Here is a 12,203-nt window from a genome sequence, read left to right on the forward strand (position 1 = left end):
GGAAAGAGGCGCCGACGGGCTTAAGACCCGGACAGCGTCCGCCGACGGGATAATACTCTCAGGCACAGCGACAGATGGGGCTTCGACCGGTGTCCATCGGGGAATCCTCCCCGGGGAACCGCCGAGGGCCCTCAAGATGCTAGCGCACGATCAAGACTCCCTGAAACGTACCACCCCCCTCTACGACCTTCACGTGTCCCTGGGCGGCAAGATGGTGCCGTTCGCGGGCTACGACATGCCCGTGCAGTACCCCGCGGGCGTCTTGAAGGAGCACCTCCATACCCGCACCAAAGCGGGCCTGTTTGACGTCTCCCACATGGGCCAGCTCGCGCTCCGGCCGAAATCCGGCAATGTGGAGGACGCCGCCCGCGCGCTGGAGCGGCTGGTGCCGCAGGATATCGTGGCGATCGCCGCAGGGCGGCAGCGCTACGCCCAGTTCACCAATGACGACGGCGGCATTCTCGACGACCTGATGGTCGCCAATTTCGGCGATCACCTGTTCCTGGTCGTCAACGCCGCCTGCAAAGCCGAGGACGAGGCGCATCTGCGCGCGAACCTGTCCGACGACTGCGTGATCGAGCAGCTTGCCGACCGCGCGCTGATCGCGTTGCAGGGCCCGAAGGCGGAAGCGGCGCTGGCGAAATTCTGTGCAGACGCGCCGGCCATGAAATTCATGGATGCCGGCCCGCATGAGGTCGCCGGCATCACGTGCTTCGTCTCGCGCTCCGGCTACACCGGCGAGGACGGTTTTGAGATCTCGGTTCCATCAGGCGATGCCGAACGCCTCGCAAAGATGCTGCTGGACAATCCCGACGTGCTGCCGATTGGCCTCGGGGCCCGCGACAGCCTGCGGCTGGAAGCCGGGCTCTGCCTGTACGGCCACGACATCGACACCACGACCACGCCGGCCGAGGCCGCGCTGGAATGGTCGGTGCAGAAAAGCCGCCGCACCGGCGGTGCACGCGCCGGTGGCTTTCCCGGCGCTGCGAAGATCCTCGCTCATTTAGATGGCGGCGCATCCCGCCGCCGCGTCGGCTTGCGCGCCGAAGGCCGCGCGCCGGTGCGCGAGGGCGCGCTGCTGTTTGCCGACGCTGCGGGCGGCGAGCCGATCGGACAAGTCACCTCGGGCGGTTTCGGCCCGAGCCTGAATGCGCCGGTTGCGATGGGCTACGTGCCCACGAATCTGAGCGCGCTTGGCACAAAACTCTTCGCCCAGGTGCGCGGCCAGCGACTGCCCTTGCAGGTCGCCGCCATGCCCTTCGTCAAGAACACCTACAAACGCTGAGGATTCGAAATGACCACGACGCTGTACACCTCTGATCACGAATGGCTGGCGATCGACGGCGATGTCGCCACCGTCGGCATCACCGATTACGCGCAGCAGCAGCTCGGCGACGTCGTATTCGTCGAGCTGCCCAAGGTCGGCCGCGCGCTGAAGAAGGCCGAAGCCGCCGCGGTCGTCGAATCCGTCAAGGCGGCCTCCGACGTCTACGCGCCGATCTCTGGCGAAGTGCTCGAGACCAATGCCGAGCTCGTGGCCGAGCCGGCGCTGGTGAACTCGGACGCGCAAGGCAAGGCCTGGTTCTTCAAGATCAAGATGGCCGACAGAAGCGAGCTAGGCGGCCTCATGGATGAAGCCGCCTACAACGCGCATACGGCGTGAGATGACGAGAACTCTAACCTCACACTCGGTGTCATCGCCCGCGCAGGCGGGCGATCCAGTACGCCGCAGCTTCTCGGTTCAAGCCGAAACGCTTGCGGTTACTGGATGCCCCGCCTTCGCGGGGCATGACAACAACTGCTAGCGAGGACCCATGATGACCGCGCACCGCAAATCCAACGGCGACACCGCCAGTTTCGTCCGCCGCCACATCGGCCCGTCCGCGCGAGACGTCACCGCGATGCTGGAGGCGGTCGGCGCCAAGAGCGTGGACGCGCTGATGGCGGAGACGCTGCCGGCCTCGATCCGGCAGGCCGCCCCGCTCGATCTCGGCAAGCCGCTCAGCGAGACCGAGGCGATCGCGCACATGACCGAGCTTGCGCGTCAAAACCAGGTGTTCACCTCGCTGATCGGCCAGGGCTATTCAGGCACCATCCTGCCCGCGGTGATCCAGCGCAACATCCTGGAGAACCCGGCCTGGTACACGGCCTATACGCCCTACCAGCCGGAGATCAGCCAGGGCCGGCTGGAAGCGCTGCTCAACTTCCAGACCATGATCTGCGACCTCACCGGGCTCGACGTTGCCAACGCCTCGCTGCTCGATGAGGCGACAGCGGCGGCCGAAGCCATGGCTCTTGCCGAGCGCCACTCGCAGGTCAAGGCCAAGGCCTTCTTCGTCGACAAGGACGTGCATCCGCAGACGCTGGCGGTGATGCGCACCCGCGCCGAACCGCTGGGGTGGACTCTGGTCGTCGGCGATCCCCTCACCGATCTCGACAAAGCGGACGTGCTCGGCGCGCTGCTGCAATATCCCGGCAGCTCCGGCGCGTTGCGCGACCTCAGGCCTGCGATCGCGGCGCTGAAGACCAAGGGCGCACTTGCGATCGTCGCCGCGGACCTCCTGGCGCTGACGCTGCTCGCCTCGCCTGGCGAGCTCGGGGCCGACATCGCCATCGGCTCGGCGCAGCGCTTCGGCGTGCCGATGGGCTATGGCGGCCCGCACGCCGCCTATATGGCGGTGCGCGATGCGCTGAAGCGCTCGCTGCCCGGCCGCATCGTCGGCCTGTCCGTCGATTCGCGCGGTGCGCCGGCCTATCGTCTCGCGCTGCAGACCCGCGAGCAGCACATCCGCCGCGAGAAGGCGACCTCCAACATCTGCACCGCGCAGGTGCTGCTCGCCGTGATCGCCTCGATGTATGCGGTCTATCACGGCCCCGAGGGCCTTTCGCAGATCGCACGCAATGTGCATCGCCGCGCCGCCGTGCTCGCGACCGGCTTGCGCAAGCTCGGCTTTGCGCCTGACAGCGAGAACTTCTTCGACACGCTCAGCGTCGATGCCGGCGGCAAGCGCGAGGAGATCGTCGCGCGCGCGCTCGCCGAGAAGATCAATCTCGGCGTCGGTGATACCGCGCTTCGCATCGCGCTCGACGAGACCACGACGCCTGCGACGGTCGAAGCGGTCTGGCGCGCCTTCGGCGGCAAGCTCACCTATGCCGAGATCGACGCCGAGACGCGCGAGGCGCTGCCGGACGAATTGAAGCGCGCTACGGCCTTCCTGACCCATCCGGTGTTCCATGCGCATCGCTCGGAGACCGAGATGCTGCGCTACATGCGCAAGCTCTCAGACCGCGACCTCGCGCTCGACCGCGCCATGATCCCGCTGGGATCCTGCACCATGAAGCTGAACGCGACCACCGAGATGATGCCGCTGACCTGGCCGGAATTCGGCTCGCTGCATCCGTTCGCCCCGCGCGAGCAGGCACGCGGCTATCACGCGCTGTTTGCGCGGCTGGAAAAATGGCTGTGCGACATCACCGGCTATGACGCGATCTCGCTGCAGCCGAATTCGGGCGCGCAGGGCGAATATGCCGGGCTTTTGGCGATCCGTGGCTATCACGCCGCGCGCGGACAGGGCCATCGCAAGATTTGCCTGATCCCCTCCTCCGCCCACGGCACCAATCCGGCCTCGGCCGCGATGGTCGGCATGGATGTCGTGGTGGTGTCTTGCGAGAAGAACGGCGACGTCGATGTCAATGATCTCCGCGCCAAGGCGGAGAAGCATGCGAACGACCTCGCCGCGGTCATGATCACCTATCCCTCGACCCACGGCGTGTTCGAGGAGCACATTCGCGAGATCTGCGACATCGTGCACGGCCATGGCGGCCAGGTGTATCTCGACGGGGCCAACCTCAATGCGCAGGTCGGCCTTTCCAGGCCCGGCGATTACGGCGCCGACGTCAGCCATCTGAACCTGCACAAGACCTTCTGCATCCCGCATGGCGGCGGCGGTCCCGGCATGGGCCCGATCGGCGTCAAGGCGCATCTCGCGCCGTTCCTCCCTGGCCACCCCGCGACGAAGGCAGACGCCCCGGTCGGTCCGGTCTCGGCCGCGCCGTTCGGTTCGGCCTCGATCCTCACCATCTCCTACATCTACATCCTGATGATGGGCGGTGAGGGCCTGAAGCGCGCCACCGAGATCGCGATCCTCAACGCCAATTACATCGCAGCGCGCCTCGATCCGCACTTCCCGGTGCTCTACAAGAACGAGAAGGGCCGCGTCGCGCATGAGTGCATCGTCGATCCCCGTCCGCTAAAAACGACGAGTGGCGTCACCGTCGACGACATTGCAAAGCGCCTGATCGATTACGGCTTCCACGCCCCGACCATGAGCTTTCCCGTGCCGGGCACGCTGATGATCGAGCCGACCGAGTCGGAATCCAAGGCGGAGCTGGATCGCTTTTGCGACGCCATGATCGCGATCCGCAAGGAGATCGCCGAGGTCGAGGCCGGCCGCTTTGAGATCGCAGCCTCGCCCCTGCGCCACGCTCCGCACACCGTGCACGACATCGCCGACGACGATTGGAAGCGCGCTTACACCCGCACGGAGGGTTGCTTCCCCGACGGCGTCTCGCGCACCGACAAATATTGGTGCCCCGTGGGCCGCGTCGACAACGTCTACGGCGATCGCAACCTCGTGTGCTCCTGCCCGCCGGTGAGCGATTACGCAGAAGCTGCGGAGTAGGATGTGTAGGGTGGGTTAGCCTCGCGGCTGCGCAAAGCGCAGTCCGCGACGCGTAACCCACCACTTCTGCGTCCGCTGAACCGAACGGTGGTGGACTACGCCTTCGGCCCTACGGCACTGCGTGCGCCGCTAAGGCGCAATCAGCAACCGGCTTTTGCGATCCCACCGCCACAGCCGTTCATTGGTGAGCAGCGTGCCGCCCCACCAACGTCGAATCGGATTGTGGCGACGGAAATCTTCGCGGCCTTCCAGAACCGCTTTGCCAAATTCGGTCAGCGACAACCGGCTCCGACGATAGGCGGCGTTGCGACCTCGCGCATCGTGCGGGGCGAGCGTCGCGAGTTTCGGATCGAGACCTGCCACCGCCGGCATCGGGCCCGACGCAAGCCCTTCGAGCAACGGACCCAGCTCCCACTGGTCGAACACGCGCGTTTCGAGCAGCCCGCCCGGCTGAAACAGTTCTTTTGTACGGTTGTGCCCCCTTGCAATCAGCTCGATAAGCCGCGCCTCCGTCGCACCCAATCCGGTGATTGGTGACGGCAGTTCAGCTAGCAACGCTTCCAGAGCCGGCTTCAGGAAAGGTAGCCTGGGTAAATCCCTTGTCAGCAACCCGAAGCAAAGTTCAGGCGTCGGCGCCCGATACGCCTCCCAGGCCATGTTGGCTATCTCGAAGTCGCACTCTGCGATCTCCGATTCCCGCACCGTACGATCGCGAAGTTGCGGGCCGTCCGCTTCGCGCAGATCGAAATTGACCCGTCGCAGTCTCAGACAATGGGTGATCGATGGATGGGACCGCAAATAGTCCAGGATCCAGATCAGTTGCAATTGACTGTTAGGCTCAGGGTCGAACCACAGCTCGATGAACTCGACGCCATAGGTCTCGCAAAACCAAACCAGGCCAGTCTCCTTGTGCGCGAGACCGGTCTGAGGCAACCGGCCAACAAGATCGGACCACCGCACCTCCGGATCGCCCCTGTAATAGCCTCCCGTAAGATAGTCCTCGAGGTGGTGCGACGTAGGCAACGGCCCCCAAACGAACCGAAAGATCAACGGGACGACCATGTCAGCACGACCGGCATAGGTGAGACCAACGCCGGACGAACTAGTCAGAATCACACGCTTCATCGTCGACGCGCCCTCACGCAACACGAAACGGGCACCGAAGACGTCGGCAACTCAACGTCCTCAGTGCCCGCTCCTCGCGAAAAATTTCGCGTTAGGTCCTACTCGTCCGCCGGCTCCTCGCCGTCGGCGTCGCGCTCCGGCGTGCCGGCCAGGATCTGCTCGGCGATCAGGCCGGAGTTCTGGCGGATCGCGGTCTCGATCTTGGCGGTGATATCGGGGTTGCCCTTGAGGAACGCCTTCGCGTTCTCGCGGCCCTGGCCGAGGCGCTGGCTGTCATAGGAGAACCAGGCGCCCGACTTCTCGACGATGCCGGCCTTGACGCCGAGATCGAGGATCTCGCCCATCTTGGAGACGCCCTCGCCGTACATGATGTCGAACTCGACCTGCTTGAACGGCGGCGCCAGCTTGTTCTTGACCACCTTGACGCGCGTGGTGTTGCCGACCACCTCGTCGCGCTCCTTGATCGCGCCGATGCGGCGGATGTCGAGGCGGACGGAGGCGTAGAATTTCAGCGCATTGCCGCCGGTGGTGGTTTCCGGCGAGCCGTACATCACACCGATCTTCATGCGGATCTGGTTGATGAAGATCACCATGGTGTTGGATTTGTTGATGGAGGCCGTCAGCTTGCGCAGCGCCTGGCTCATCAGACGGGCCTGCAGGCCCGGCAGCGCATCGCCCATCTCGCCTTCGAGCTCGGCCTTCGGCACCAGCGCCGCGACCGAATCGACCACGAGAACATCGACGGCGCCCGAGCGCACCAGGGTGTCGCAGATCTCCAGCGCCTGCTCGCCGGTGTCGGGCTGCGAGATCAGGAGCTCGTCGATGTTGACGCCGAGCTTGCGGGCATAGACCGGATCGAGCGCGTGCTCGGCATCGATGAAGGCGCAGATGCCACCCTTCTTCTGCGCTTCCGCCACCGTATGCAGCGCCAGCGTGGTCTTGCCCGAGGATTCCGGCCCGTAGATCTCGACGATGCGTCCCTTGGGCAGGCCGCCGATGCCGAGCGCGATATCGAGCCCGAGCGAGCCGGAGGACACCGCCTCGATGTCCATGGAGCGGTCGTTCTTGCCGAGCTTCATCACCGAGCCCTTGCCGAACTGCCGCTCGATCTGGGAGAGCGCGGCGGCCAGAGCTTTACTCTTGTCCATGGAGGATCCTTCGACGATACGCAGGGCAGTTGCGGACATTGGGTCGTGCTCCTTATGGCGAGGATTCGCGTGAGGGACAAACGGTTGCGAGGCAGCTCGGCGATAAAAGCAATGTACCCTATTTGTTCTCAGTTCGCAATATGTTCTTTTGCGGATTTTGTCTTTCTAACTGGACCAACAGACAACGGAGCTGGTCGAACCTGCCATGCTGGATCGTCACGCCGTCCGCACTGAGTGCACAACTGAACAGACGCGGATCCGTTTCTGGATCCTAATGCATCATCACCGCGCGGACCGTGGCCACTATCGGTGATGAGACCGCTGACCTCGCGCTCCCGCCTCCTCGCACGGAAAGAGCGCGCCATGTTGAAGCGACGACGTTTCAAGCAGCAACTGACCCTTCAGGACCGGCTGTCGGCATGGGTGAAGCAGGTCCGCGAGCAGGCGTCCAAGCTACCTCCCGGGCCGGAGCGGGACGCGCTGCTCAAGAAGGCGCGCCAGGCCGACGTTGCCAATCATCTGAACGATTGGGTCAAATCGCCGGGGCTGCAGCCGCCGGAATAGCCGGGCCCGCACCGGTTCCTCAAACGACCCTGACCGACATCAACGACGCGCGACTGGGCGCCGTCATGTTTCCGTAATCCTGCGGCACCGAACCTTTTCGCGGTCTCGGGCCTTCTGTGGGGATGGGACCGCAACTTTTGGGGATCTCTGGTCATGACGAACAACGACACGCACCACGATACGCTGAGGCGAAAGCCGCTGCTGGACGCCGCCCACGAGGAGATGGTGAAGTTCGAGCGCAAGGAAAACGAGTTCCGCAAGAAGGACCGCGAAGAGCGCGCCGCCGAGCTCCATCTGCCGCTGAACGAGATCAAAGTTCATTAGGCGCCGCCAGGACCGCTGTCCGGAGCGGGCCAAGCCCGCCCGCGATGCGGCACTCCGCTCCGGTCCTTGGCCGGAACCTCCGATCGGGCATCGCCGGTCGGGGCGCCGCGACCGCGGATGCAGTAGGTAGCTAAATACTACCAGCGACCCATTGGCGAGCGATGAAATCGCCAGGACCCCTACTGTGCATGGGGTTGTTTTGCCACTTTTGCGAGGCAAGGCGGGCCGGCGCCGTCGATGGGACGGCCCGGCTGCTAGAGCACCGCCAGCAGAATCAGGCCTATCACCAGCACGACGAAGCCAGCCGCCGTCGCGGCGGCAAATGACCGCTCTACGTTATCCATATGATGCCACCCCGTTTCCGGCGGGCCACGTTTCCCCCATGGCTGCGCCGAACGGATAAAATCTTGCCGACGGGTGTGTCCGCAGTGGTGCGGACGGATGTCGAAATTGGGACCGGTACGGGGCCAGTGTGCGGCCTCGCGCGCCTGCTGTCGTCAGCAGCCGGCTAGCTCGCCCGGCTACCGGCCGGCGCGGGGCTCCCGCTCCTCCTGGGTCAGGCGCAGCGAGAAGGCGCGGATCGCGGGCGCCGCCAGCAGCACGACCGGCAGCATCGCGGCCCATGCGATCAGCCAGGACGCCATCCAGTGCCGCACGAACAGCATTGGGCTGCCGGCGGGAAAGCTGGCTACTCCTGCCGCGATCAGCGAGGTCAGACCGGATTGGATGATGCCGAAGACGAAATGCGAGTAGCGGCGGGGAATGCCGAGCATGAGGCGCCCATGGTTGCTTGCCGTGATCAGCAAGCAAGGCACATGCCGTTAACCTAAAGCGGATCCGGCGGCGCTGGTTGAACCCGCGCCTGCCGAACACATCGCGGCCGGGCTCCAGGAACTTTGTTCATGGTCGGAGAACCACGGAGCCCGCGGGCGACATTTTGCTTTCTGCGGAATATTGCGACGACCAACATGTTTGCAGGCGAGCTGAAGGCGATCGGGCGAAAGACGGCCTGAACCGTTTCGCGTTCTGCGTCATAGCGGGCGTCAGTCGGCGCTGGGCAGCCGACGCATGGTGAACTCGATATCGCCGCCGGGCAATTCGCGCCAGGTCTCGACCTCGCTCATATAGCCGGCCTTGGGGTAGCGGGCGAAGAAGGCCTGCGCCCGCTCCCGCGCCGCCGCCCGCGGCAGCGTGAAGGTCTCGCGCAGATAGCCGTCGCCGGCGGACTGGCCGGGCTTGCCGGCCGCCTTGCGCCGGCGCGCCATCCGCTCGGCGAGATCCCGCGGACGATCGGCCATGTCCTGCCTTCCTCTGCGCACTACGCTACGGACAATGTAGGGCGCGGGCCGGATCAAAAGGAGTCCTTCCGAGGAGCATTGTGCCTCCCCGGAACGGGTCAGTTGGCGGCCGTCCCGCTCTTGGCCTTCTTCGGCGCACTGGTCGCGGCCGACGCCTTCGGCGCCGCCGGCTGCTTCGGCTGTTCGGCGCGCATGCCGCCCCAGGGATCGCTGGACGCCTTGGTATCCGGAATCTTCTTCAGTGTTTCCTTGTAGGCCTTCTCACGTTCGGCCTCGATGGCCTTCTCCTCCGGCGACTTGCTCGGGGCATCCTGCATTAAATTGATGTTGGGCATTTGCGCGTAGGCAGGTCCCGCCAGCACGGCCAGCACCGCGGCCAAACGGAAAAGCTTCATCATCCACTCCTTAAGTCTTCCATGAGGCGCGGATCGCCCCGCGCCGTCTCATCCTCGTCAGCCCGGCACGACCCGGTGGCCGCTAGTGCCGATCCGATCGGCATGATTTGGGCGACTGCAGCCAATCGTCCCAGATCGGACCGCATTTGGTGCACCCGCTCAGCGCGAGACCGAGCAGGCCCATGCCAAAGACGAGGATACAGCGACGCAACATCATCCACCCCTACCCAAGCCAGGCATCATATCGGGCCAAGTCAGGCATTTTCAAGCCGAGGCGGCCGGCGCCAGACCGGGTGACTTTGCCTCGCCGATGCGCGCACAATGCGGCGAAACATCCGGCAACACAGGAGAGCGCGACAGCAATGCAAACGCAGCCAGAAGCCGAGTTCGGCCTCGCCGACGCCAGACGCATCCTCGGCGAGGTCTTTGCGCCCTGGGTCCAGGACCTCAACCTCGCGGTCGAGCGCATCGAGCATGTGCCGCGCGCGGACGTCCCGGATTGGCAGCCCGGCGCGCTGCTGCGCATGCCGTTTTCGGAGCGGCTGTGCCGCAATGGCGGCGTGGTCTGCGGCCAGGCCCTGATGGCGCTCGCCGATACCGCAATGGTGATCGCGATCCTCGCGGCCAATCGCGGCTACCGTCCCATGACCACGGTCGATCAGACCACGCATTTCATGCGCGCGATCGCCGCGTCCGACGTGCTGGCGGACGCGCGCGTGGTGCGGCTCGGGCGCACCATGAGCTTTGGCCGCGTCACGCTGCTCTCGGCCGCCGACGGCAAGCCGGCCGCGATGGTGTCGAGCGCGTTCGCGATGCTGCCGGGGTGAACGCGCCCTGAAAACAAGAGAGCCGCGCGAAGCGCAAGGCTCGACGCGGCTCTCGATGGAAATCGTGTCGGGACAGCAAGCGCGATCGCGCTTGCCGTCATTGCGACGGCAATGTCACTTGCCGAGGATCTCGTCGGCCGCAGTGACGACGCTGACGGTCGGATTCTTTCCGCAATAGGCGCCGAACTTCTTGGCATTCTCGATGAAGACGTCGGTGTCGATGATCGCGTTGTCCTCGTCGCCCTTGTACCAGCCGTCCATCCAGGTCAGCACGACGCCGATGTTGTCCTCGCCGCTCTCGAGGAACTGCTTGCAGGTCATGGTCGAGAGGTCCCACTTGACGGCGTGGGCGGGCATCGAGGCCAGCGAGAGCGCTGCGGCGAACAAAATCGAAAGCGAAGTCTTCATCAATATCTCCATCGGCGCGTCGCACCATAAAGGAAAGGCACTTGTATAGGCTCTTTGGGCAGGTTCGTGGGAGCGGCTCGCCGCTCCAACGTCGTAAACAAAGCCTGAAACGCCGTGCAAGTAGCGCCAGTATTGAGTTTAGTTCAACGTAATTTCTCTGCACTATTTCCTACTCATCGGCAGGACTAACGCGGATGATTGAGAAGCGCACATCGCAACGTCACCGTGTTTTCAAGGGCGGAAAGATCACCTTTGAAAACAGCGGCATTCCTTGCACAGTGCGAAACATGTCGGCGGGCGGCGTGGCGATCGACCTCGACACTCCCGTCATGTTGCCGCAATCGGTCACGCTCTCGATCGCGTGTGACGATTTCGTACGGCATTGTCGCACAGTTTGGCGCAGCGACAAGCGCGTCGGCCTCGCTTTCGTGCAATAGCGGGCGCGATGTGAACGAAGGTTCGCATCGCATGCACAACACGATCCTGATTGCTTCGATACGACGGCGACGGTTGCCAGCAGGCGCGCAATCACGCGCGTGACGATCGCGATCGATGATGGCCCGCAACGATTCGTCCGCCCGGGTGATCGATTGCGCGCGACAGGAGCGACGACGCTTCGCCAAACCTGAAATACAGGTCCGCGCCATCCGCCTCCCGTCATTTCGGTTTCTTGGCAGGCTCGCCCGGGCGGGCGCCGCCCCAGGGGTCGTACCTGTCCTTGGGCTCGGAATGCGCTCGAGAGCGGCCTTGTAGGTCTTCTCGTCGATCTTGGGACTGTTGTCGATCGGCTTGGCGGCTTCATTGGGCTGGCGCCTGCACTGAGCCGGCGGTCACCGCCAGCACCGCGGCCGCGATGGCCAAAATCCGCATTGCAGCAATCCCCCTCGCGTGGGGTACAAACGAGCCCGCAACCGCGGAATAGCAATGCCGCGGGTTCCGAGACTTCAGCAAATCTTGATCGGCCCGGACTTCGTCGGATCGCAATCGTGCCTATCTGTTGGCCCGCAGGGGACCTTCACGGATGTTGCAGATCATTGCTCATGCGGCGCTACTCGCTGGCGCGCTTGCGCTCGGTGCCTGCGGCTTTGCCGACAGCCGCGCACCGGTGCCGGAGTTCATGCGCATGAAGGAGGCCGAGCAGCCGCCGCCGGAAGCGCCGCCGGACGTCAAGCGCGTGGTGCGCGAGCAGATTGACGTCGTCTTTCTTGCAACATCCTATCCGCGCGAGGTTCACGTCGCGCCGCCGCATCGTGAGCTGCGAGGACCGGGCTGGACCGCGTGCGTCCGCGCGCAGCTGACCTCGGCGACCGGGACGCCGCTCGGCGTCCAAACCTACATCGTGACGATCAACGGCGGCAAGGTCGTGGACCGTCGCCGCGCCGACGCCGACGACATCTGCGGCACGGAGACTTACGAGCCGATCTAGGAACCC

General features: G+C 64.7%; 14 protein-coding genes and 1 pseudogene. 8 read left to right on the top strand and 7 right to left on the bottom strand.

Annotation, left to right across the window (positions count from 1 at the left end; translation table 11 throughout):
- Positions 1 to 136: 136 nt before the first annotated feature.
- The 3 genes from gcvT to gcvP all read left to right on the top strand — a co-directional run bounded on the left by gcvT (position 137) and on the right by gcvP (position 4,682).
- The gene (gene gcvT, locus I6F17_RS12640) at positions 137 to 1,285 is read left to right on the top strand and encodes a glycine cleavage system aminomethyltransferase GcvT (RefSeq protein ID WP_225128896.1); all 1,149 of its coding nucleotides are present in this window, start codon (positions 137 to 139) and stop codon (positions 1,283 to 1,285) included.
- A 9-nt stretch (positions 1,286 to 1,294) separates the two neighbouring features.
- The gene (gcvH, locus tag I6F17_RS12645; RefSeq protein WP_036043840.1) at positions 1,295 to 1,663 is read left to right on the top strand and encodes a glycine cleavage system protein GcvH; all 369 of its coding nucleotides are present in this window, start codon (positions 1,295 to 1,297) and stop codon (positions 1,661 to 1,663) included.
- A 154-nt stretch (positions 1,664 to 1,817) separates the two neighbouring features.
- Positions 1,818 to 4,682 carry an aminomethyl-transferring glycine dehydrogenase gene (gcvP, locus tag I6F17_RS12650; RefSeq protein ID WP_225128966.1) on the top strand — a complete coding sequence of 955 codons (2,865 nt, stop codon included), beginning with the start codon at positions 1,818 to 1,820 and terminating at the stop codon, positions 4,680 to 4,682.
- Positions 4,683 to 4,811: 129 nt separating this feature from the next.
- On the opposite strand, the gene I6F17_RS12655 is transcribed toward gcvP, so the two are convergent.
- Complete coding sequence (locus I6F17_RS12655) at positions 4,812 to 5,807, bottom strand: hypothetical protein (protein ID WP_225128894.1); 996 nt, start codon at positions 5,805 to 5,807, stop codon at positions 4,812 to 4,814.
- A 98-nt stretch (positions 5,808 to 5,905) separates the two neighbouring features.
- Positions 5,906 to 6,994, bottom strand: a complete 1,089-nt coding sequence (gene recA / locus I6F17_RS12660; RefSeq protein WP_027577058.1) for a recombinase RecA — start codon at positions 6,992 to 6,994, stop codon at positions 5,906 to 5,908.
- Positions 6,995 to 7,318: 324 nt separating this feature from the next.
- On the opposite strand from recA, the gene I6F17_RS12665 reads away from it, so the two are divergent.
- Positions 7,319 to 7,519: a hypothetical protein gene (locus I6F17_RS12665; protein ID WP_036043863.1), complete on the top strand. Its 201-nt coding sequence runs from the start codon at positions 7,319 to 7,321 to the stop codon at positions 7,517 to 7,519.
- A gap of 153 nt (positions 7,520 to 7,672) precedes the next feature.
- Positions 7,673 to 7,843, top strand: a complete 171-nt coding sequence (locus I6F17_RS12670) for a hypothetical protein (RefSeq protein WP_225128892.1) — start codon at positions 7,673 to 7,675, stop codon at positions 7,841 to 7,843.
- Between the two features lie 521 nt (positions 7,844 to 8,364).
- Here the strand turns inward: I6F17_RS12670 and I6F17_RS12675 are convergent.
- The 3 genes from I6F17_RS12675 to I6F17_RS12685 all read right to left on the bottom strand — a co-directional run bounded on the left by I6F17_RS12675 (position 8,365) and on the right by I6F17_RS12685 (position 9,536).
- Positions 8,365 to 8,616, bottom strand: coding sequence for a DUF2798 domain-containing protein (locus I6F17_RS12675; RefSeq protein ID WP_225128890.1), 252 nt, complete (start codon positions 8,614 to 8,616; stop codon positions 8,365 to 8,367).
- A gap of 270 nt (positions 8,617 to 8,886) precedes the next feature.
- Entirely contained in the window at positions 8,887 to 9,141 is a 255-nt protein-coding gene (locus tag I6F17_RS12680; protein ID WP_036013009.1) for a hypothetical protein, read from the bottom strand.
- A gap of 98 nt (positions 9,142 to 9,239) precedes the next feature.
- On the bottom strand, positions 9,240 to 9,536 hold the full coding sequence (locus tag I6F17_RS12685; protein WP_036013030.1) for a hypothetical protein: 297 nt from the start codon (positions 9,534 to 9,536) through the stop codon (positions 9,240 to 9,242).
- Positions 9,537 to 9,898: 362 nt separating this feature from the next.
- Here I6F17_RS12685 and I6F17_RS12690 point away from each other — a divergent pair, with 362 nt between their 5' ends.
- Positions 9,899 to 10,363, top strand: a complete 465-nt coding sequence (locus I6F17_RS12690) for a PaaI family thioesterase (RefSeq protein WP_225128888.1) — start codon at positions 9,899 to 9,901, stop codon at positions 10,361 to 10,363.
- A gap of 114 nt (positions 10,364 to 10,477) precedes the next feature.
- Here I6F17_RS12690 and I6F17_RS12695 read toward each other — a convergent pair whose 3' ends face one another.
- Positions 10,478 to 10,771 carry an HdeA family protein gene (locus tag I6F17_RS12695; protein ID WP_225128886.1) on the bottom strand — a complete coding sequence of 98 codons (294 nt, stop codon included), beginning with the start codon at positions 10,769 to 10,771 and terminating at the stop codon, positions 10,478 to 10,480.
- Between the two features lie 194 nt (positions 10,772 to 10,965).
- Between I6F17_RS12695 and I6F17_RS12700 the strand changes: the two genes are divergently transcribed.
- Complete coding sequence (locus I6F17_RS12700) at positions 10,966 to 11,208, top strand: PilZ domain-containing protein (protein ID WP_225128884.1); 243 nt, start codon at positions 10,966 to 10,968, stop codon at positions 11,206 to 11,208.
- A gap of 220 nt (positions 11,209 to 11,428) precedes the next feature.
- Here I6F17_RS12700 and I6F17_RS12705 read toward each other — a convergent pair.
- Positions 11,429 to 11,641, bottom strand: a pseudogene (locus tag I6F17_RS12705) (hypothetical protein).
- Positions 11,642 to 11,792: 151 nt separating this feature from the next.
- Between I6F17_RS12705 and I6F17_RS12710 the strand changes: the two are divergent.
- Positions 11,793 to 12,197, top strand: a complete 405-nt coding sequence (locus I6F17_RS12710; RefSeq protein ID WP_036043835.1) for a hypothetical protein — start codon at positions 11,793 to 11,795, stop codon at positions 12,195 to 12,197.
- Positions 12,198 to 12,203 lie beyond the last annotated feature (6 nt).

Source organism: Bradyrhizobium sp. NBAIM18 (assembly GCF_020193825.1).
In the GTDB taxonomy this organism is placed as follows: domain Bacteria; phylum Pseudomonadota; class Alphaproteobacteria; order Rhizobiales; family Xanthobacteraceae; genus Bradyrhizobium; species Bradyrhizobium yuanmingense.